At 64.0% G+C, this 20,784-nt stretch carries 21 protein-coding genes; 17 read left to right on the forward strand and 4 right to left on the reverse strand.

Annotation, left to right across the window (positions count from 1 at the left end):
* Positions 1 to 10 precede the first annotated feature (10 nt).
* Entirely contained in the window at positions 11 to 559 is a 549-nt protein-coding gene (locus tag RQP54_RS12495) for a hypothetical protein (RefSeq protein WP_315678650.1), read from the forward strand.
* Positions 560 to 563: 4 nt separating this feature from the next.
* Here RQP54_RS12495 and ybgC read toward each other — a convergent pair whose 3' ends face one another.
* The 3 genes from ybgC to RQP54_RS12510 form a co-directional block, all read right to left on the reverse strand.
* Entirely contained in the window at positions 564 to 971 is a 408-nt protein-coding gene (ybgC, locus tag RQP54_RS12500) for a tol-pal system-associated acyl-CoA thioesterase (protein WP_315678651.1), read from the reverse strand.
* Positions 968 to 1,996 carry a potassium channel family protein gene (locus RQP54_RS12505; protein WP_315678653.1) on the reverse strand — a complete coding sequence of 343 codons (1,029 nt, stop codon included), beginning with the start codon at positions 1,994 to 1,996 and terminating at the stop codon, positions 968 to 970. The genes ybgC and RQP54_RS12505 overlap by 4 nt, the downstream gene beginning before the upstream one ends.
* A 172-nt stretch (positions 1,997 to 2,168) precedes the next feature.
* A complete protein-coding gene (locus RQP54_RS12510) occupies positions 2,169 to 3,332 on the reverse strand; it encodes an acyl-CoA dehydrogenase family protein (RefSeq protein ID WP_315678655.1) in 1,164 nt (387 codons plus the stop codon).
* Between the two features lie 160 nt (positions 3,333 to 3,492).
* Between RQP54_RS12510 and RQP54_RS12515 the strand changes: the two genes are divergently transcribed.
* From RQP54_RS12515 to RQP54_RS12550, 8 genes are all read left to right on the forward strand, one after another.
* Positions 3,493 to 4,698, forward strand: coding sequence for an acetyl-CoA C-acetyltransferase (locus tag RQP54_RS12515; protein ID WP_315678656.1), 1,206 nt, complete (start codon positions 3,493 to 3,495; stop codon positions 4,696 to 4,698).
* 71 nt (positions 4,699 to 4,769) lie between these two features.
* Complete coding sequence (locus RQP54_RS12520) at positions 4,770 to 6,929, forward strand: 3-hydroxyacyl-CoA dehydrogenase NAD-binding domain-containing protein (protein ID WP_315678657.1); 2,160 nt, start codon at positions 4,770 to 4,772, stop codon at positions 6,927 to 6,929.
* Between the two features lie 194 nt (positions 6,930 to 7,123).
* Positions 7,124 to 8,212 (forward strand): MBL fold metallo-hydrolase, encoded by a 1,089-nt coding sequence (locus tag RQP54_RS12525; protein WP_315678658.1) that lies wholly within the window; start codon positions 7,124 to 7,126, stop codon positions 8,210 to 8,212.
* A gap of 17 nt (positions 8,213 to 8,229) precedes the next feature.
* On the forward strand, positions 8,230 to 9,183 hold the full coding sequence (locus tag RQP54_RS12530) for a haloalkane dehalogenase (protein WP_315678659.1): 954 nt from the start codon (positions 8,230 to 8,232) through the stop codon (positions 9,181 to 9,183).
* A complete protein-coding gene (locus tag RQP54_RS12535; RefSeq protein ID WP_315678660.1) occupies positions 9,180 to 9,443 on the forward strand; it encodes a hypothetical protein in 264 nt (87 codons plus the stop codon). Before RQP54_RS12530 ends, RQP54_RS12535 begins: the two co-directional genes overlap by 4 nt.
* A complete protein-coding gene (locus RQP54_RS12540; RefSeq protein WP_315678661.1) occupies positions 9,440 to 10,054 on the forward strand; it encodes a DUF1214 domain-containing protein in 615 nt (204 codons plus the stop codon). The genes RQP54_RS12535 and RQP54_RS12540 overlap by 4 nt, the downstream gene beginning before the upstream one ends.
* Complete coding sequence (locus RQP54_RS12545) at positions 10,051 to 10,626, forward strand: DUF1254 domain-containing protein (RefSeq protein WP_315678662.1); 576 nt, start codon at positions 10,051 to 10,053, stop codon at positions 10,624 to 10,626. Before RQP54_RS12540 ends, RQP54_RS12545 begins: the two co-directional genes overlap by 4 nt.
* Positions 10,627 to 10,678: 52 nt before the next feature.
* Positions 10,679 to 11,539: an esterase/lipase family protein gene (locus RQP54_RS12550; RefSeq protein ID WP_315678663.1), complete on the forward strand. Its 861-nt coding sequence runs from the start codon at positions 10,679 to 10,681 to the stop codon at positions 11,537 to 11,539.
* A gap of 7 nt (positions 11,540 to 11,546) precedes the next feature.
* Here the strand turns inward: RQP54_RS12550 and RQP54_RS12555 are convergent, their stop codons facing one another.
* Entirely contained in the window at positions 11,547 to 12,224 is a 678-nt protein-coding gene (locus tag RQP54_RS12555) for a TetR/AcrR family transcriptional regulator (RefSeq protein WP_315678664.1), read from the reverse strand.
* A gap of 64 nt (positions 12,225 to 12,288) precedes the next feature.
* Here RQP54_RS12555 and RQP54_RS12560 point away from each other — a divergent pair, with 64 nt between their 5' ends.
* The 8 genes from RQP54_RS12560 (at position 12,289) to RQP54_RS12595 (ending at position 20,766) form a co-directional block, all read left to right on the forward strand.
* Positions 12,289 to 13,146, forward strand: coding sequence for an alpha/beta hydrolase (locus tag RQP54_RS12560; RefSeq protein ID WP_315678665.1), 858 nt, complete (start codon positions 12,289 to 12,291; stop codon positions 13,144 to 13,146).
* A 14-nt stretch (positions 13,147 to 13,160) separates the two neighbouring features.
* Positions 13,161 to 13,772 (forward strand): hypothetical protein, encoded by a 612-nt coding sequence (locus RQP54_RS12565; protein ID WP_315678666.1) that lies wholly within the window; start codon positions 13,161 to 13,163, stop codon positions 13,770 to 13,772.
* A 14-nt stretch (positions 13,773 to 13,786) separates the two neighbouring features.
* Positions 13,787 to 15,451 carry a sulfatase-like hydrolase/transferase gene (locus RQP54_RS12570; protein WP_315678667.1) on the forward strand — a complete coding sequence of 555 codons (1,665 nt, stop codon included), beginning with the start codon at positions 13,787 to 13,789 and terminating at the stop codon, positions 15,449 to 15,451.
* A 67-nt stretch (positions 15,452 to 15,518) separates the two neighbouring features.
* Positions 15,519 to 17,024 (forward strand): wax ester/triacylglycerol synthase family O-acyltransferase, encoded by a 1,506-nt coding sequence (locus RQP54_RS12575; RefSeq protein WP_315678668.1) that lies wholly within the window; start codon positions 15,519 to 15,521, stop codon positions 17,022 to 17,024.
* Positions 17,021 to 18,052, forward strand: a complete 1,032-nt coding sequence (locus RQP54_RS12580) for a DUF2804 domain-containing protein (RefSeq protein ID WP_315678669.1) — start codon at positions 17,021 to 17,023, stop codon at positions 18,050 to 18,052. Before RQP54_RS12575 ends, RQP54_RS12580 begins: the two co-directional genes overlap by 4 nt.
* Complete coding sequence (locus tag RQP54_RS12585; protein ID WP_315678670.1) at positions 18,046 to 18,657, forward strand: chromate transporter; 612 nt, start codon at positions 18,046 to 18,048, stop codon at positions 18,655 to 18,657. The genes RQP54_RS12580 and RQP54_RS12585 overlap by 7 nt, the downstream gene beginning before the upstream one ends.
* On the forward strand, positions 18,654 to 19,262 hold the full coding sequence (locus tag RQP54_RS12590) for a chromate transporter (protein ID WP_315678671.1): 609 nt from the start codon (positions 18,654 to 18,656) through the stop codon (positions 19,260 to 19,262). Before RQP54_RS12585 ends, RQP54_RS12590 begins: the two co-directional genes overlap by 4 nt.
* Before the next feature lie 19 nt (positions 19,263 to 19,281).
* A complete protein-coding gene (locus tag RQP54_RS12595; protein ID WP_315678672.1) occupies positions 19,282 to 20,766 on the forward strand; it encodes a DUF3336 domain-containing protein in 1,485 nt (494 codons plus the stop codon).
* Positions 20,767 to 20,784: the final 18 nt, after the last annotated feature.

Here is a 20,784-nt window from a genome sequence, read left to right on the forward strand (position 1 = left end):
GCCGAACACCATGGACAGCGTGCCCGGCTGGAAGAAAGCTCTGGGCCGTGCCGACGTACAGATTGCGCTGGCCACCTGCGCCTACCTGTTCCTGGGCTACAAGACCAGCGCATTCGTCTTGCTGTTCGTGCTGCCCCTGTATGCGGCACTGATCGCACGCCCCGTGATCACCCTGCTCGGTGATGCACGCCACGCCATGCGCCGCGCCGTGTGGCAAGAGGCCCAGGGCCAGTACTACGCATTCCGGGACCAGCGCGTGCTGGTGGTTGAGGACGAGTTCCACTGCCGCTGGCTGCGCACTGCCGATGTGCGCCAGATCTACCCGCCGCTCGTGAACGATGTGCAGCTGCGCCGTGCCTACCCCCAGACCACGCGCTACCTGGGAGAAAAGCCCGCGCAACTGTACGTGCGCGATGACACGCTGGTCGCCCACCTGCGGCGGGTCAATGACGCCCTGTCGCTGCGCTTGGGCACTTGGGTCGAGCGTTCGGTCTGGTACCCGGCCAGCCAGGTCCGCAAACGCCTGCACATCCGCTTGGAAGACGAGGCTGGCTCCTGAACCGTTAGGCCAGCGCTTCGCGGACCGCCTTGGGCATGCGCTGGGGCCGTAGCGTGGCGGCACTGACACAGCCCACCCGGATCACCCCCTCGCACAACAAGGTGTCACCACGCCAGGCCTGCTGGGCCAACACCAAGGACGCACTGCCCTGCTCCTGCACCCGCACAGTCACTCGCAGCTGGTCGTCCAGGCGGGCACTCGCCAGGTAGCGCAATTGCACATCGGCCACAACGAAGATCGCGCCGGTTTCCTCGCGCAAGGCGCCCTGCTCCACACCGAGCGCACGCAGCCATTCGGTGCGGGCACGCTCGAAGAACTTGAGGTAGTTGGCATAGAACACCACGCCGCCCGCGTCGGTGTCTTCCCAGTAGACGCGTACGGGCCAGGTGAACTCCGCTGTCGGTGAACTCATGCCGTCACCTTGTTCACCACATGCTCCAGGTGGGCACGTCCGCCCGGTGTGGTCATGAGCACCAGGGCGGTTCCGCCCTTGATGACATGGTCGTCCGCCGGGTTGAAGACCCAATGGCCGTGCTCGTGCGTGGCCACCAGCACATAGTCACGCGACCGCGGCACCAGTTCGCCCACCGTGCTGGCAGGTGCACCATGCGGTAGCAGGACCTCTTCCATGCGCAAGCCCTCGTCGCTGTGCAGCATCTGGTCCATGAAACTCACCACATGCGGGCGCAGCATGGCCGAGGCGATGCGCATGCCGCCGGTGAAGTCCGGGGAAACGATCTCGTCCGCGCCAGCACGCTTGGCCTTGTTGGCATTGCGGATGTCGTGCAGGCGCACCACCACGCGTGCCTTGGGGTTCAGCAGCTTCACCGACAGCGCAATCATCAGGTTGTGGCTGTCATCCCCCGTCACCGCAAAAACACCCGCGGCATGGTCCACACCGGCATATTTCAGCGCTTCGTCCTCGGCCGCATCGCTGTGCAGGTGCATGGTGGCCGGATGCTGCGCCATCCATTGCTCCAGCATCTCGGCGCTGTTCTCGATCACCACGAACTCGCGCTTGGTCTTGATGAGCTCGTTGGCCACGTTGCTGCCCACGCGCCCGACGCCGCAGATGATGTAGTGGCCCCGCAGGGTGGCAATTTCCTTTTGCATGCGTTTTTTCCTCAATGCCGCGTTCAGGTCCGACTCCAGCAGCAGCGCCACCGAGCTGGAGAAAAGGTAGCTCATGTTGCCGATGCCCAGAATGGCGATGAAGACCGTGAACAAGCGCCCCCAGGGGTGCCCGTTCAGGTCCACGATCTCTCCGTAGCCGATGGTGGCCACGGTGATGAAGGTCATGTAGAAGCTGTCGATCCAGGTGGCGTTGGGGCGGCCAATGTACATGTACCCCAGGGTGCCGATGAGGTGCAGCACCGCCATGAGCACCACACCGGTGATCAGGCCTGAATAGTGGGAACTGCGAAACGCCTTGCGCACCGTGGATAGCGGGGAGAGTTTGGAACAGGCGCAAATTGTAGTGGCTGCGATCGACCGCCCGGAGGAGCCGGTCAGACCACCGAATCAGGGGAAAAACCGGCCCAGTCCCGCAGAAACAACGCGCAGGCAGCTACACAATGCATAGCGCCTGCAAGCTCTTGGCAAGTACAGCCTACTTGCCGCCCAGGCCCATGGACCGGGTGATCACTTCCTTCATGATCTCGTTGGTACCGCCGTAGATGCGCTGCACGCGCGCGTCGGCATAGGCGCGGGCGATGGGGTACTCCCACATGTAGCCATAGCCGCCAAAGAGCTGCACGCACTCATCAATGACCTTGCACTGCAGGTCGGTGGTCCAGTACTTGGCCATGCTGGCCGTGGCCGTGTCGAGTTCGTTCTTGCAGATCAGCTCGCAGCACTTGTCCACGAAAACACGGGCCACCTGCACCTGGGTCTGCAATTCCGCCAGGGTATAGCGCGTGTTCTGGAACGCTGCCACCGGCTGGCCGAACACCTTGCGCTCCTTGACGTACTCCACCGTCCAGTCAATGGCGGCCTGGCTGTTGGCCACAGCGCCCACGGCAATCTGCAGTCGCTCCCAGGGCAGTTCCTGCATCAGGCAGATGAAGCCCTTGTTCTTCCAGGCCTCGCCACCGAGCACGTGTTCGGGGCCGAGCTTGACGTTGTCGAAGAACAGCTCCGAGGTGTCCTGGGCCTTCATGCCGACCTTCTTCAGGCGCTGACCGACCGAGAAGCCTGGCATGCCGCGCTCCACCAGCATCAGGCTGGTGCCCTTGCCGCCCAGCGCTGGGTTGGTCTTGGCCACCACGATCACCAGGTCGGCATGCCAACCATTCGTGATGAAGGTCTTGCTGCCATTGAGCAGGTAGCTGCCGTCGGGCTGCTCCAGCGCAGTGGTCTTCACGCCCTGCAGGTCCGAGCCGGCTGCAGGTTCACTCATGGCAATGGCCCCCACCATTTCGCCCGAGGCCAGCTTGGGCAGGTATTTGGCCTTCTGCGCTTCGGTGCCGTAGTGCAGGATGTACGGAGCCACGATTTCGCTGTGCAGCCCGAAGCCAATGCCCGAGAACCCGCCACGCGCCAGTTCTTCCATCTGGATCACCGAATACAGCTTGTCGGCCTCGGAGCCGCCGTACTGCTCGGGCATGGTCATGCATAGGTAGCCGTTTTCACCGGCCTTGTTCCACACCTCACGCGCCACGTAGCCCTGCTCTTCCCACTCGGCGTGGAAGGGCGCGATTTCCTTGTCCATGAACTTGCGGAAGCTGTCGCGGAAGGATTCGTGGTCGGAGCTGAACAGGGTGCGTTCGATCATGGTGCGGCCTTTGGAGAGATGGTTGAAAAGCGGACAAATTAATTTTACAAAGCAATTGCTTGGTAAAAAGAACTATACTGCAATTTGAACGGTCGTTCGGAAACTCCCCTGCGCGGACCCGAACCACCGGCCCCATGTCCACCCATTCCAAGGAGTCCCCATGACAGAAGCGTTCGTATTCGATGCCATCCGCACCCCGCGTGGGAAGGGAAAGAAAGACGGCAGCCTGCACGAAGTCAAGCCGGTGAACCTGCTGGCCGGCTTGCTGACCGACCTGCAGCAGCGCAACGGCTTCGACACGGCCCGCGTCGACGATGTGGTCATGGGCGTGGTCTCGCCCGTGGGCGACCAGGGCGCTGTGTTGCCCAAAGTGGCCGCGCTCAAGGCAGGCTGGGACTTCCAGGCCGCGGGCGTGCAGATCAACCGCTTCTGCGCCTCGGGACTGGAAGCCGTGAACATGGCGGCGCAGAAGGTGCGCTCGGGCTGGGAAGACCTGGTCGTGGCCGGTGGAGTGGAAAGCATGAGCCGGGTGCCGATCGGCTCCGACGGTGGCGCCTGGGCCATGGACCCCGAAACCAACTCCGCCACCGCCTTTGTGCCCCAAGGCATCGGCGCCGACCTGATTGCCACGCTGGAAGGCTTTACCCGCGCCGACGTGGACGCCTTTGCCGTGGAATCGCAGAAGCGTGCCGCCGCAGCCCAGGCCGCCGGCTACTTTGACCGCTCGGTGGTGCCGGTGAAGGACTTCCTGGGTCAGACCATCCTGGCCAAGGACGAGTTCATCAAGCCCTCCACCACGCTGGAAGGTCTGGCCGCGCTCAAGCCCTCGTTCGAGCAGATGGGTGCCATGGGCTTCGACGCCGTGGCCCTGACCCGCTACCCACAGGTGGAGCGCATCCACCACGTGCACCACGCCGGCAACTCCTCGGGCATCGTGGACGGTGCGGCGGCCGTGCTCATCGGCAACGAAGCCGCCGCCAAGGCCCACGGCCTGACGCCCCGTGCCCGCATCGTCGCTACCGCCCTGTCCGGCGCAGACCCCACGATCATGCTCACCGGCCCCATGCCCGCCGCCCGCAAGGCCCTGGCCAAGGCAGGAATGACCGTCGACCAGATCGACCTGTTCGAGGTGAATGAAGCCTTTGCATCGGTGGTGATGCGCTTCATGAAGGAGATGAAGGTGCCGCACGACAAGGTGAACGTGAACGGCGGCGCCATCGCCATGGGCCACCCGCTGGGGGCCACCGGCGCCATGATTTTGGGCACGCTGATCGACGAGCTGCACCGCCGTGGCCTGCGCTACGGCCTGGCCACGCTGTGCGTGGGCGGCGGCATGGGCATTGCCACCATCGTCGAGCGCCTGTGAGCTGATTAACTGCCAAATTGGCCTCTAGCCCTCGTATTCATTGCGCAAGCAGCTACCAAACCAATAGCACCATGAAAACCATTCAATACTCCCTGATCGACGGTATCGCCACCATCACCTTCGACGAACCCGACTCGCCCGTGAACACCATGTGCCTGCAGTGGCAGGACGACATGAGCGAGGTGGCAGCACAAGTGGTGAAGGACAAGGACGCCATCCAGGGCATCCTGCTGGCGTCCAACAAGACCACCTTCTTCGCCGGTGCCGACCTCAAGGGCGCCATGCGCCTGCAACCCAGCGACGCCGCCAAGATCTTCGAAGAGATCGAGCGCGTAAAACGCAACTTCCGCACCATCGAAACCCTGGGCAAGCCCGTGGTCAGCCTGCTCAACGGCACGGCACTCGGTGGTGGCTGGGAAGTGGCGCTGGTGGGCCACCACCGCATTGCCATCGACGACAAGAAAACCCAGTTCGGCCTGCCCGAAGTGACGCTGGGCCTGCTGCCCGGCGCCAGCGGTGTGACCAAGATGACCCGCCACCTGGGCCTCATGGGTGCCCAGCCCTACCTGGTTGAAGGCAAGACTTTCAGCCCCGCCGAGGCCAAGGGTCTGGGCCTGGTGCACGACCTGGTGGAGCCGGGCGACAACGCCGCGGCGGAAATGAAGGCCAAGGCCCTGGCCTGGATTGCCGCCAACCCCAGCGCCCAGCACCCCTGGGAAGCCAAGGGCTACAAGGTGCCTGGCGGCCTGCCCTCCAACCCCGCCGTGGCACAGATGCTGCCCGTGGCCCCGGCCGTCATCAAGAAGAACACCCGGGGCCTGTACCCTGCCCCCGAGGCCATCATGGCCTGCATGGTCGAAGGCCTGCAGGTGGACCTGGAAACGGCCCTGCGCATCGAAAGCCGCTACCTCGCCAAGCTCATGACCGGCACCCAGGCCAAGGCCATGATCAACACCTTCTTCTTCAACCTCAACGCCATCAAGAGCGGCCAGAGCCGCCCGGCTGGCGTGCCGCGCTTCAAGCCCAGCAAGGTGGGCCTGCTGGGTGCGGGCATGATGGGTGCGGGCATTGCCTATGCCCAGGCCAGCAAGGGCATTGCCTCGGTGCTCAAGGACGTGAGCCTGGAAAAGGCCGAGCTGGGCAAGAGCTACAGCGCCAAGATTACCCAAGGCCGCGTGGACAAGGGCCGCATGACAGCGGACGCCCAGCAGAAGATCCTGGGCCTGATCCAGCCTACCGCCTCCAACGCCGACCTGCGAGGCTGCGACCTGATCATCGAGGCCGTGTTCGAGAACCGCGAACTCAAGGCCAAGGTCACGCAAGAGGCCGAGCCGATGTTGGCCGAAGGCGGCTTCTTCGCCTCCAACACATCGACCCTGCCCATCACCGGCCTGGCCAAGGCCAGCCGCGACGGCAAGAAGTTCATCGGCATCCACTTCTTCAGTCCCGTGGACAAGATGAAGCTGGTGGAGATCATCCGTGGCGCCGAGACCGATGACGAGACCGTGGCCCGCGCCTACGACTACGTCCAGGCACTGGGCAAGTTCCCCATCGTCGTCAACGACTCGCGCGGTTTCTTCACCAGCCGCGTGTTCGGCACCTTCGTAATGGAGGGCGCAGCGATGCTCGGCGAAGGCATTCCCGCCGCAGCCATTGAAAACGCCGGCATGCAAGCCGGCATGCCCGTGGGCCCACTGGCGGTGCTGGACGAAACCGCCCTCACGCTGTCATTGCACGTCATGGAGCAGACCAAGGCCGACTTTGCCGCCGAGGGCAAGACCTACGAAGTCACACCGGGCGAGCGGGTGGTGGAAACGATGGTCAAGGAGCACAACCGCCCCGGGCGCGCCGGTGGTGGTGGCTTTTACGAATACCCGACCGAGAAAGGCGCCAAGAAGTTCCTCTGGCCCCAGCTCAAGCCCCTGTTCGAGAAGGCCGACAAGGCCTGGGACATCACCGACCTCAAGGACCGCCTGCTGTACCGCCAGGCGGTGGAAACCGCACGCTGCCTCAGTGAAAACGTGCTCACCAGCGTGCACGATGCCAACATCGGCTCCATTTTCGGCATTGGCTTCCCGGCCTGGACCGGCGGCGCCATGCAGTTCATCTACGGCATGGGTATCGAGGTGTTCGAAGCCCGTGCCGCCGAACTGGCCGCGAAGTACGGCAAGGGCTTTGCGCTCACGGACGAGGTGAAGGCTGCCATCCGCAAGTACCAACCCAAGTACTGAATCTGAAACTGGCGTGGATGCATGGCCAGAACAGCCATGCATACCACTGCATGCAACGACCCGTAACCCATTGTTTTTATTGGTTTGTTTGACCTCTTTCGGTGGACAAACGTGGCACCGAGAAATCTGAAACACGGAACTGAACCCATTTCATAAACTTGGCGTATTCCAAAAGCACAAGAGACAACAGGTTCATGAAACGCATCCACAAGATCCTCGTGGCCGGGCTGGTCGCGGTACTGGCACTGGGCGCCGTGCTCGTGCTGTTCCAGCGCCAGATCGCCACTGCGTTGCTGCAGCAGGTGGCCCACAAGAACGTGGGCCGCAACGTCATTCCCGACCTGCCCGATGGCCTGCATGTAGGACTGTGCGGCACGGGTTCCCCCTTTCCCGACCCGGCCCGCGCGGGTCCTTGTACGGCGGTGGTGGCAGGCGACCGACTTTTCGTGGTCGATACGGGTGAAGGCAGCGCCCGCAACCTGGGCTACATGGGTCTGCCAGCATCCAAGATCGAAGCCATCCTGCTGACCCATTTCCACTCCGATCACATCGACGGCATGGGCCCCTTCCTGCTGCAACGCTGGGGGCTGGGCACGTTCCAGACGCCGACACCGGTGTATGGCCCACCGGGGGTTGAGGCGGTGGTGGACGGCTTTCGCGCGGCCTACGTGTTGGACTTCGGCTACCGCGTGGCGCACCACACACCGAAGATCATGCCGCCAGGTGGCAGCGGCGGCAAAGGTATGCCGTTCGTGCTGGGCCCCAAAGACACGATGGATGCCATCGTGGTTCTTGAAAACCGGGGTCTGAAGATCACCGCCTTCCGCGTCGATCACTCACCGGTAGACCCGGCCGTGGGCTACCGCTTCGACTACAAGGGCCGCTCGGTGGTCATCACGGGGGATACCAAGAAGACGCCTTCCGTGGCCCAGTTTTCCAAAGGTGCCGATCTGCTGATCCACGAAGCCCTGCAGCCCAAACTGCTCAAGGTGCTCGAGGACGAATTTGCCCAAAAAGGCATTGCCAACACCTCGCAGATCATGCGCGACATCGTCAACTACCACACCACACCCGAGGAAGCCGCCGCCGTTGCCGCCGACGCCGGGGTGAAGGAACTGGTGTTCAACCATGTGGTGCCCCCCTTGCCTTTCCGCTACGTCTACCCCGCCTTCGTGGGTGACGCAGCGCAGTACTTCAAGGGCCCGATGACCGTAGGGGAAGATGGCATGTTGTTCAGCCTGCCTGCGGGCGGCACCACCATCAGCAAATCGCGGCTGTATTGACGGAGTTCGCACCGAGCATGTATTCCATCACCAACCCTCCGCCTGCACCGCCGCTGCCTGTGGTCGATGCCAAGACCGTGCTGCGCACGCCATTGAGCCGCTTTGCCGCCATACCCGACTTTCCCTATGAACCAAAGTACGTCGAGGTCGGCGCGCTGCGCATCGCCACCATCGACGAAGGACCGCGCGATGCGCCACCGGTGCTGCTGATGCACGGCGAACCTACCTGGTCCTACCTCTACCGCAAGATGATTCCGGCCCTGGTTGCAGCAGGCCACCGCGTCATTGCGCCCGACCTGGTGGGCTTTGGCCGCTCCGACAAGCCCACGCGCACCCAGGACTACTCCTACAGCCACCACGTGGCCTGGATGTGTGCCTGGATGCAGGCCGTGGACCTACAGCACGCCACCCTGTTCTGCCAAGACTGGGGCTCACTGCTCGGGCTGCGCATGGCCACCCATGCGCCCGAACGCTTCGACCGCATCGTGCTGGCCAATGGCGGCTTGCCCACAGGCAAGGAGCGGGTACCCAAAGCCTTCAAGTACTGGCGCGCGTTCGCCCGCTTCAGCCCCTGGTTTCCGATCGGAAGAATCGTCAACTCCGGCTGCGCCCAGAAGCTGTCGGCAGCGGAAATTGCCGCCTACGATGCACCCTTCCCGTCCACACGGTACACCAAGGCCGCGCGCCTGTTCCCCACTTTTGTGCCCACCACACCCGACAACCCCGAGTGCCGCGCCAACGAGGCCGCATGGGACGTCCTGAAGACCTGGAACAAGCCCTTTCTCACCCTGTTCAGCAGCCGCGACCCGATCACGCGCGGCGGCGACAAGATCTTCCTCAAACTGGTGCCCGGCACGGCCAACCAGGCCCATGCCGTCACGCGCGGAGCCGGCCACTTCCTGCAGGAAGACAAGGGGCCGGAACTGGCCCAGCAGATCCACCAATTCATACAGAACACGCCCACACCATGAACCGTTTCCTCAAACTGAACCTTTTGGGCCTGTATGCCCTGGCCCTGCTGAGCCTGCTGGTCCCCATGCCGTGGGACAGCAATGCGCTGCTGCAACGCCTGTCACTCATCCTGCTCGGCGTACACGTGCTCGAAACCGTGGTGATGTTCAAGCACGTCAAGGCCTATGACGGCGCGCTTTGGAAGAGTATCGGCCTGTCGCTGCTCTTCGGACTGCTGCACTGGCTACCCCTGGCCCGCAAGGCACGCGTCGCCGCATGAGCAAGAAGCACACTTCATCGCGTGTCCGCCGCATCCTGGTTGCGATGGTCCTGTATTGCAGCGCCGTGGTCATCGGTCTGGGCTCGGCCTGGTGGGTAATGAAGAAGGCCCCCTGGCTCAACAAGACGCTGCAGGTCGGTGCCTGGAAGACCAACCTGCGCGCCGGCAGCGCCGACGCCGACCTCTACACCCGGGCCAGCATCGCCGTCAATGCCTTGCTCGCGCTGGACCGCGCTGAGACCATGTATTTCGTGGCCAGTACCGACGACGATGGCCGCGCCCTGCGCAGCACCTGCAGCTACCGCATCAGCGGCACACCGCCCAAGGCGCGCTGGTGGAGCATCACGGCCTATGCCGACGACATGTTCCTCTTCGACGCGCCCAACAAGCACTACAGCCTCAACGGCAGCACGGCACAGCTTGATGCACAGGGCAACTTCACGTTCGTGCTGAGCCCTTCGGCACCCAAGGGGCCTGAGTTCTGGGTGCCCATGGTGGGCCACAGCGGCGCCGTGCTCACCTTGCGCCTGTATAACCCCAGCCCCGAGATGCAGGCCAACCCGGCCAGCCTCAGCCCGGTGCGCATTGAACGCCAAGGGGATTGCGCATGAAGAACTTCTCCGATACCCAACGCCTGTGGTTCTACCGTGGCCTCACGCTCCTCGCCACCGCCATCCTGGTCCATCTGGCCGCCGTCTGGGCTGCCCCACGGCTGATCATGCAGGTTCTCATGAATGGTCCCATGGCCAAGACCATGAACATGCACAACCAGGCAGCCTACCCACCGGCAGTGACCGCGGCGTCTCGCTCGGTGGTGATGCCCAGCCCCGACATGCTCTATTCGGTCTGCGCTTTCGACGTGCGCAATGGTCCGGTACGCGTCACGGCCGACCCCAAGCTGCCTAGCTACTGGTCTATTGCCCTTTACGCCGCCAACAGCGACAACTTCTTTGTCATCAATGATCGCCAGGCCGCCGGCAAGCCGGTCGACCTGTGGCTGGTGTCGGACGCCAGCGCGTCCACAGGCAGCCCGCAACCGCCGGCAGGCAGCACCGTGGTCGTCAGCCCCTCGAATTCCGGCTTCCTGCTGATGCGCGTACTGACCGGCAATTACGACGCCGAAAAGGACACCCTGGAGCCGGCGCGCCGCACCCTGCAATGCAGCTCGGTTGCCAAGGGCTGACCACTCCATGCTGGCCCGCTTGCTGCGCACTGCCCTCCTGGTCCAATGGTTGATGGGTGCTGCCCTTTCGGGCGCCCTGGTGGTCCGGTGCGACACACCGGTCCCCACGGCAATCGCGCTGGCGGTGTTGTTTCCGTTCCTCACTACTGCCTTGGCCATCACCTATACGATGGTACTTTCCCGTCCCGGTGAGTCAGCACTGCCATGGTGGCAGGCACTTGCGGGTGAAATCTGGGCCAGCATCGTGGTGTTCGTCCTGCGCCAGCCCTGGACCCGGGGGCAGCCCCCACTGCTGCCGGCCACGGCAGGCTCCCCCCAAGCGGTGCCGGTCGTGCTGGTGCATGGCTACCTGTGCAACCACCGCCTGTGGGACAAGGTGGCAGCCCAATTGCGCGCCCAGGGGCATGCCGTGCAGGCCGTGAACCTGGAGCCGGCGTTCACCTCCATCGACCACTATGCTCCCTTGGTAGAACAAGCAGTCCAGGCATTGCGCTCCCACACGGGGCAGGCCCAGGTAGCGCTGGTCGGCCACAGCATGGGAGGGTTGGCGCTGCGGGCCTGGGCGCGGCGCTATGGGCTGGCACATGCCGCGCAGCTCATCTCGCTGGGAACACCCCATGCCGGCACCCAGGTACCGCAGCACCTGCCCAGCCCCAACGGTCGCCAGATGATGTGGAACAGCGACTGGCTGCAGACACTGCGATCCGGCGAAGACGAGGCCCTGCGCAACCGCTTCTCGGTAGCGATTACCGCCCAGGACAACATCGTGTTTCCGCAGCGGGCCCAGGTTCTGGACGGCGTTGCGGTGACGGTGTTCGAAGGCATTGGCCACCTGCAGATGTGCCTGCACCAACCGGTGATCGACTGGTTGCTGGCGCGCCTGCGTCAAGCTCCCGCAGAGGCCCATGCCTGAGGTGTGCTCAAACGCGTGCTGGTGGCGCGACCGACGCGCGCTCGCGGCGCGCCAGTTGCCAGGTGTATCCGTCCACCAGATCGGTGAGCGACTGCGCGAAAGCCGGCGACGTGGCATCGGCTTCCTCGTTCCAGATGGCAGTGCGCAAGGCACCCAGGAAGGCGCGCGACAGCACGAACATCTCGGTGGCATCGAGCATGCGCCCCAGCTCCAGGCCTTGCGAGCGCAGGGAGACGCTGGCCAACATTTGCCCCAGGAAGGTGTTGCGCCCTTCCAGCATGCGGACATCGCGGCGCGACAGGGCCCACTCGATGATGGCCTTGTGCGCAGTGCGGCGTTCGCTGAACGACGCCACCATCAACTCCACCAGGTCACGCGTGGTCTGCGCCACACCGCTGGCCGCCCTTTCGCTGAAACTGGCGATGAGCATCTGGCGCTGGCGTTCCGACGCCTGTTCCACCAGGGCCAGCATGACCGCATCGATGTTCGAGAAATACTGGTACAGCGTCCCCACCCCGTAGCCGGAGCGTTCGGCCAGGGTCGCCACCTTGAAGCCCTGCAGCCCCTCAGTTTCCAGAATCTGAACCGCACTCTCCAGAATGGCTTCCACGGTCTGGCGCGATCGGTCCTGCTGCGGCGATCGCACGATCGTCTTGATGGATTTGTTGCGGCGCGTTGTTGCCATCTCCATTGCTCTCCGAAGCTGAATCTATTTCACAAACCGAACTCTCAACCACTATAGCCTGCCCATGATCCGCACCCGTCGCATTCGCCGCCTCAAGGAATCCCTGACGCAGTTCCCGGACGTAGCGCCGCCTTCGCTACTGCTGCTGGCCAGCGAGCCGCGTGCTGTCTGGGAGTTCTGGGCCGGTGTGGGCATGTTCTGGCCGCTGGTGCGTCTGGCACCCAAAGGCCATGGTGAGCCCGTCCTGGTGATTCCCGGTCTGGGCGCCTCGGACCTCTCCACCAGCCTGCTGCGCCGCTTTCTGGATGCACTGGGTTATGTGACCTACCCCTGGGGCATGGGTCGCAACAAGGGGGTCAAGGACGAACTCGAATCCGCCCTGTCGCAGCGCCTGGAAGTGATCCACGCCAAACACGGGCAAGCGGTCAGCATCATTGGCCAAAGCCTGGGCGGAGTGTTTGCCCGCGAACTGGCCCGCATGGCGCCCGACAAGGTGCGCCAGGTCATTACCCTGGGCTCCCCCATTGGCGGACACCCGCTGGCAACCACGGGCCACCACCTGTATGAGTGGCTGTCGGGTGACCGGCTGGAAAACATGGATTTCAACCGGCATCTGCAGATCCGCGTCAAACCCCCGGTCCCCACGACAGCGGTGTACAGCAGGCTCGACGGCGTGGTGTCCTGGCAGTGCGCCATGGAGCAGGACGTGGAGGGTGGAGAGAGTATCCACCTGCGCGGCAATACCCACTGCGGCATGGCCAGCAGCCCCACAGCGCTTTACCTCATTGCCGAGCGACTCGCCAGTGGCGCTGCAGGCTGGTCGGCCTATCGCCCTCGTGGCCTGGCCCGGCTGGCGTTCGGCACCAAGCCCCCTGCCCGACGCCGCAAGGGCACTTCCACATCCCCGGCGCATCCCCAGTAAACCCCGCATAGCCCATGACCCACCTACTTGCCATCGCCCTGCCCCTGCTCCTTTTCGTGGCCTTCTGGTTCTGGTGGGGTGGCAATGGCAAGCCGCTCTCTCCCGACGAACTGGAACAAGGGCTGCAACAGCTGCAAGCCACGGATACCAGCGAACACGGCCGCGAGGCGGTGGAGCAAGTGCGCCGCCTGCTGCGCAATGACGATGGCAAGGAGTTTGTCATGCTCAACCTGGTCCGCCACCGGGCCAAGGCACTGTACCCGGCGGGCTTGAATTATGGCGATGACCCCAAGGCAGCGGACCGCCGTTATGGCAAGTCCATCGTCTGGGACTTGCTGCGCAACGGCAACCTGATGCTGTTCATTGCGCCGCGCATGGCTGATTTCATCGTGCCTGACGGAGCAGACGAATGGCACTATGTGGCCTTGGTGCGCTACCGTAGCCGGCGCGACTTCCTGCGCTTTGCGCAGCAGAGCAGCCGGGCCGACAAGTTCGTGCACAAATGGGCAGCCATCGAGAAGACGCACGTCTTTGCCGTGCGCCCCATGCTCAGCCTGTTTCTCGTGCGTACTACGGTAGGCTTGGCGCTGGCGCTGCTGTCCTTCGCACTGTACGCCCTGGTTTGAAGGATGAACACCGCATGACGACGACCCGCAAATGGCTGCTGGCCCTGATCGGCCTCGCAGCACTCAGCGCAGGACTGTATGCCAACCGGCTCGTGGTCCTGCAGTATTCGTTGGGCTGGTACACCGACCTCAAGTACCCTCGTGCACCCAACCACCCCGTTGCGTGGGAGCAGGGGCCAACGCCCCCTGAAGCGCCGGTAGCTGCGCGCCCGCCGAACATCGTGGTGATCCTCGCCGACGACCTGGGCATCAATGATGTGAGCACGCATGGTGGCGGCTATGGTGCCGAGGGCGCAGGCACACCGAGCATCGACGATCTGGCCAACCAGGGTGTGCGTTTCGACCGCGGGTACGCCGCTGCCGCCGTATGCACCGTGTCACGGGCGGCACTGCTCACCGGGCGCTACCCATGGCGTTTTGGCGTGGAGTTCACGCCCACGCCCGGAGCCATGGCCCGCGTGGCGGGGCAGCTGTACGCGCAGGATGCAGGTCGCCTGCCAGTGTTCATCGACCAGGACAAGGCGCGCAGCATCAAGGACTTCAATGACCTGGGCATGCCACCCAGCGAATACACCATGGCCGAGGCACTGAAGGCGCGCGGCTACCACACCGTGCACATCGGCAAATGGCACCTCGGCAGCACCAGGGAAATGCGCCCCAACAACCAGGGGTTCGACGAGACACTGTTCATGGAAAGTGGGCTGCATTTGCCGGAAAACTCGCCCGACGTGGTGAACTCCAAGCAGGACTTCGACCCCATCGACCGTTTCCTGTGGCCCAACATGCGCTTTGGCGTGAGCTACAACGGTGGCCAATGGTTCGAGCCTGCCAAATACCTGGCCGACTACTACACCGACGAGGCGGTGAAGGTCATCGAAGCCAATCGCAACCGGCCATTCTTCCTGTACCTGGCGCATTGGGGCGTGCACACGCCGCTGCAGGCGAGCAAGGCAGACTACGACGCCCTGTCCCACATCAAGGACCACCGTCGGCGGGTGTACCTCGCCATGATCCGCTCCATCGACCGCAGCGTCGGGCGGGTGATGGAGGCACTGAGGAAAAACGGGCTCGACCAGAACACGCTGGTCGTGTTCACCAGCGACAACGGCGCGCCCGGCTACATCGGCATTCCTGACGTCAATGCACCCTACCGCGGCTGGAAGCTCACCCATTTCGAAGGCGGCCTGCGGGTACCGTTCGTGGCCAGTTGGCCGGGGCACATTGCACCCCGCTCCCACCAAGGCAGCGCCGTATCGAACATCGACATCTTCCCCACCTTACTGGCTGCCGCCGGTGCCCGACCCGCCGATGGCGTGCAGGTGGACGGGCTGAACCTGCTGCCGCACCTGGGCAAGGCTGCCACGCCACTCCCGTCGCGGCCCCTGTTCTGGCGCGATGGCCCGCTGCGCGCCATGCAGCAGGATGACTGGAAGCTGATCCGCGCCGCAAGGCCCGACAAGCAATGGCTGTTCAACCTGAAGGACGACCCGACGGAACAGAAGAATCGGGCTGCAGCCGAGCCCGCACGCGTGCAGCGCATGCAGGCGGCCATTGACGCCCACCACGCCACCATGCCGCCGCCACGCTGGGAGAGTTTCATCGAGTTGCCCATCAGCATCGACAAGACACTCGACCAGCCCTATCGCGAGGGTGACGAATACACGTACTGGAGCAACTAATTCGGGCTGGCTCTGCGTCACAATGGCGTCAGCGCCCTCTTCCGCGCTTGCCCTTGAACAGGATGCCATGACCATGCGTGCCCTCAGCCCCACCGATTCCGCATTCCTCTGGATGGAAACCCGCAACCAACCCATGCATGTGGCGGGCCTGAACATCTACACACCACCCCACGGCAGCGGCACGCACTTCGTGCACGACCTGATGCAGCGCTGGAGCAAGGAGCTCAAGGCACTTCCGCCCTTCAACCTGCGGCCGGTATTGCGCATGGGGCTGTGGTACTGGGAGGAAGACCAGGAGTTCGAGCTCGATTACCACCTGAGGCATGTGGCCCTGCCCCAGCCCGGGCGTATCCGCGAGTTGCTGTCCATGGTGTCGCGCGTGCATGGCAACCTCATGGACCGCAACCGCCCGCTGTGGGAGGCCTATGTCATCGAAGGCCTGCCCGGTGGGCGCTTCGCTACCTACATCAAGATCCACCACGCGCTCATCGACGGCGTGACCGGCGCCAAGATGATGGCCAACTCGCTGGCGCTGTCAGCCGACGAGGACAAGCCCCCGATGTGGGCCCAGAACCACCAGCGCAGCCACCCCACGGCCCGCAAGAACCAGCAGGCACCCGGCGTGCTGGAGCAGCTCTCGGCCTTGGCCAAGGCGGGGCGTGAGTTGCTGCCTGGGGTGGGCTCCGGTATTGCGGACATGGCCCGCTCCGGACTGGAAGAGACGGCCGCTGCCATGCCGTTCCAGGCACCACCGAGTGCCTTCAACGTCGAGATTTCGGGCTCGCGCCGTTTTGCCGCGCAATCGTATTCGCTGGCACGCCTCAAGCGCATCGGCGAAGCCGCCGGTGCCACCGTGAACGACGTGACCCTGGCGATCTGCGCCAGCGCGCTGCGCGCCCACCTGCTGCGCGAAAACGCCTTGCCCAAGAAGCCGCTGGTGGCCATGGTCCCGGTGTCCTTGCACGGAGAAACGTCCGAGGGCGGAAACCAGGTTTCGGTGTTGCTCGCCAACCTGGCCACCCACATCGAAGACCCCTTGAAGCGCCTGCAACGCATTGTCCAGGGCACCACCGAAGCCAAGAACCGGCTCTCCAGCATGCCGCGCCTGCAGAAGATGGCCCATGGCATCACATCGATCTCACCCATGGGCTTCGGGCTGGTCGTGGGCACGGCCAAGACACATCCGCAATTCAATGTGGTCATTTCCAACGTGCCTGGCCCACGCGACACCCTCTACCTCAATGGCGCACGGCTGGACGAGGTCTATCCTGTCTCCATCGCCACCCACTACCTGGCGCTGAACATCACGATCCAGGGCTATGGAGACAAGCTCGGCTTCGGCTACACCGCCTGCCGCCGCTCGGTTCCTGCCTTGCAACGCATGCTGGACTACACCGAGCACGGCATTGAGGAACTCGAAACAGCCCTGGGGCTGACCACCAAGGCAGCTACCGTGCGAAAGAGTAAGGCGGCTGTCACCGCAGCCCCCCCGAAGGACAAGAAGCCACGTGCGGCCAAGACCGCAACGCCCGCGAAAAAGGCCACCAAAACCCGGAAAGCCGTCAAGGCATGAGCGCCACCAGCGATTACCAGGCGGCAGGTGCCCTGCCCCCCTGCCCGGCCACCATCACGCGCGACGGGGCCCCAGCGACCGGCACCTATGCCGGCACGCCCCTGGGCCTCGATTGGCGTGGTCTGACGGGCAGTTTCCACCGCAGCGCCTGGTGGCGGCGTTTCCACCACAAGCGCTGGCACTACATCGGGCTGGGCAATGCCGAATGCTTTGTCGGAATCGCCATCGTCGATGTCGGGTGGACCAACACCGCCTTCGCCTACGTGTTTGACCGCAGGAGCCGGCGTCTGCTGATCGATGCCAGTTGTGACGGTCTGCCCGGCATGACCGCTGCCGTGGCCGACAAGCCACTGGGGGGCAGCCCGAGTTGGTTCCGCTTCAAGGGCATGGATCTGCACATTGACAGCCAGAGCAGCGACCGGATCGATGTCTTCGCCTCGGTGGGACGCTCGCTGCAGTTGCAGGCCAGCCTCACGGCACTGCCCGGCGCCGTCCCGATGACGGCCATCGGCCCGATTGCCGTTGGCGGATGCGCCCATGCCACAGTCAAGTCGACTGCCATGCAGGTACACGGCCAACTGCAGGTCGACGGCCGCAGCATCAGTCTCGACGACGCCTGGGGCAGCTTCGACTACTCCAATGGCTTGCTGGCGCGGGAAACCCAATGGCGCTGGGCCAGTGCACATGCCGCCGGCATGGGCTTCAACCTGCAGGAAGGCTATTTCGGCGCCCAGGAAAATGTCCTGTGGCTGCAGGGCCAACCCATTCGGCTGGGCGCTGCACGCTTTGAATTCGATCCGGCCCAACCGCTGCAGCCGTGGCATATCCGCACCGAGGACGGCCTGCTCGACCTGCGCTTCCAACCCGAAGGCGCCCGGCAGGAACGCAAGAACCTGATCGTGGCGGCCAGTTACTACATTCAGCCCGTAGGCACCTTCCACGGCCAAGTACGCTCGGCACCCGATGTGCCAGCCGTATCCGTCGTAGGACTGCTGGGCGTGACCGAAGACCATCAATCCAAATGGTGAACCCTGAATCTGCACACCTGGCGCGGCAACGCCCCACCTCCCCCAGCGACCTGTTCTGGTCTTTCACACGCCTGGCCCTGCAGGGTTTCGGTGGCGTCGTGGCCATCGTCCAACGCGAACTGGTGGAAAAGAAGCAATGGCTTACCGCAGAGGAGTTCGTTGAAGACTGGGCCGTGGCCCAGGTCATGCCGGGACCCAACGTGGTCAACCTCTCGCTGATGATCGGAAGCCGCTATTTCGGCTGGGTGGGTGGGCTGGCCGCGCTGGCCGGCATGCTGTTGTTTCCCTTGCTGATCCTGCTGGTCGTGGTCATCGTGTTCGGCGGCCTGTCCGAACTGCCGCAGAGCCAGAATGCCCTGCGCGGGCTCGGTGCCGTGGCAGCAGGCATGATCATGGCCGCCGGTCTCAAAATGGCCCCGACCCTAATGAAGAATCCAATGGGAGCCCCGGTAACCATTGTGCTTGCAGCTAGCACATTGATAGCAACTGCCTGGCTGCGCATGCCTCTGCCGCTGGTGCTGATGGTGCTAGGTGGCATAGGCGTTGGCTGGTGCTACCGTTGCCTGGGCCGCCCCGGCGCAGCGAATAAGGATGCACAGCCATGAGCGACGGTGTGCATGCCGTGATCACCGCCGCCGACTGGGGCCTGTTGGCCCTGCATTTCCTGTCGCTGTCGCTGCTGGCCATTGGCGGAGCCATCACCACGGCACCGGAAATGCACCGCTACATGGTCAACGAGCACCATTGGCTGACCGACGCCGAATTCACTTCCAGCATCGCCCTGGCGCAAGCTGCACCCGGCCCCAACGTGCTGTTCATCGCCGTGCTGGGCTGGAATTTCGGGCTCAACGCAGCAACCCCTGCTGCAGCCTGGTGGATGCAGTGGCTCTGGGGCCTGGGTGGTGTGGCCGTGTCCATGGTCGGCATACTGGTTCCCAGCACCACGCTGACCTTTGCCGCCTCGCGCTGGGCCCACAAGAACAGCGAACTGCGCGCCGTGCGGGCGTTCAAGCTGGGCATGGCGCCCGTGGTGGTGGCCCTGCTGGTGGCCACCGGCTATCTGATGACCCTTGGCCATGGAGCGCCCTGGGAGCAATGGCGTCTGGGCCTGCTCACCATCGTTGCAGCCATCGTCGTCTGGCGCACCCGCATCCATCTGCTGTGGCTGCTCGCGGGCGGAGCCATCCTGGGCTGGTTGGGCTGGGTTTGAGAACACGGAGACGGAAACCATGAAGACACGCATTGCACTGGCCAAGGAACGCCAGATGACCCAGGCCCCCGACTATGAGGCCTGGCGCACGCACGCGTTGGACCTGGACACCATGAACGGCATGGACGTCTGGAAGGCCGATCCCAACTCGCCCCACTACCAGTACAACCTGATCCAGCAACGCCTGATCAACCTGCGCAACTGGCGCAAGAACGGGGACTGGGGCCAGATCATCTTTGCCCTGCGCGAAGGCCTGCAGCGCAACCTCGGCAACCTGACCAACCCCGAGCTCTACAAGCACACCCGGGTCGGAACCAAGTACCTCATCGACGAATACCTCAGCGAGGTAGTGTCCACCCTGAACTACCTCTGCGACAACGACATCCCCGACTTTCCCTACGCCGAGAAGCTGCTGTTCTTCCGCCACACGGGCCAGAGCTTCGGGCGTTCCTCGCTCATGCTCAGCGGCGGCGCCAATATGGGCATGTTCCATGTCGGCGTGGTCAAGGCCCTGCATGCCCAGAACCTGCTTCCCCGTGTCATCTCGGGTTCCAGCGCCGGTTCGGTCGTCGCGGCCTTCGTGGGCACCCGCAAGGAAAGCGAGTTCGAAGGCATTTTCACGGGCGACGCCATGGACCTCAAGATCTGGCGCCGGCTGGGGCTACGCGAGGTCGTACGCCAGAAATCGCTGATGGACGGCCAGGAAATCGAGCGCTTCCTGCGCAAGCACCTGGGCGAACTCAGCTTCGAAGAAGCCTTCAAGCGCACCGGGCGCATCATCAACATCACCGTGTCCCCCGTGGACAAGCACCAGAAGCCGCGCCTGCTGAACTACCTGACGGCCCCCCACGTGCTGGTGTGGAGTGCGGTGCTGGCCTCGTGTGCGGTGCCGGGCCTGTTCCCCGCCGTCATGCTCATGAGCAAGGACCGGCTGGGCCACGAAAAGCCCTACCTGGCATCCACGCGCTGGGTCGACGGTGCGATCCAGAGCGACCTGCCAGCCCAGCGCTTGGCCGAGCTGTACAACGTGAACCACCACATCGTGAGCCAGACCAACCCGCATGTGCTGCCGTTCATCACCGACCAGTACCGCAAGGACGACTGGACCCGCTTCCTGACCGACCTGTTCAAGAACGAAGTGACCTTCCGCAGCCGGCAGATGCTGCAACTCGCCTCCTATGGCATCGACCGGGGCATCCTCAAGAACCTGCTGGAGGGAGCGGTGTCCATCGTCGACCAGCAGTACTACGGCGACATCACCGTGCACCCCAGGGTGCACCTGCGCGACTACCAGCGCATCCTGGGTAACCTGAGCCGCAAGGAGTTCCAGGCCTGGGTACATGAAGGCGAATTGGCCACATGGCCAAAGATCACCATGATCCGCGACCAGACAGTGATCGGCCAGACGCTGGAAGAATGCATCATCCGCCTCAAGCGCCAGCGCGGGCACGGTGGATCGCGGCAGAGAGAGCACCTGAGCGCCGTCCCCGCAGCGGCAGCCTGAGAGGAAACGGAAAACTGC

Origin of the sequence: Curvibacter sp. APW13 (assembly GCF_032337135.1) — a bacterium.
Classification (GTDB): Bacteria; Pseudomonadota; Gammaproteobacteria; order Burkholderiales; family Burkholderiaceae_C; genus Allorhodoferax.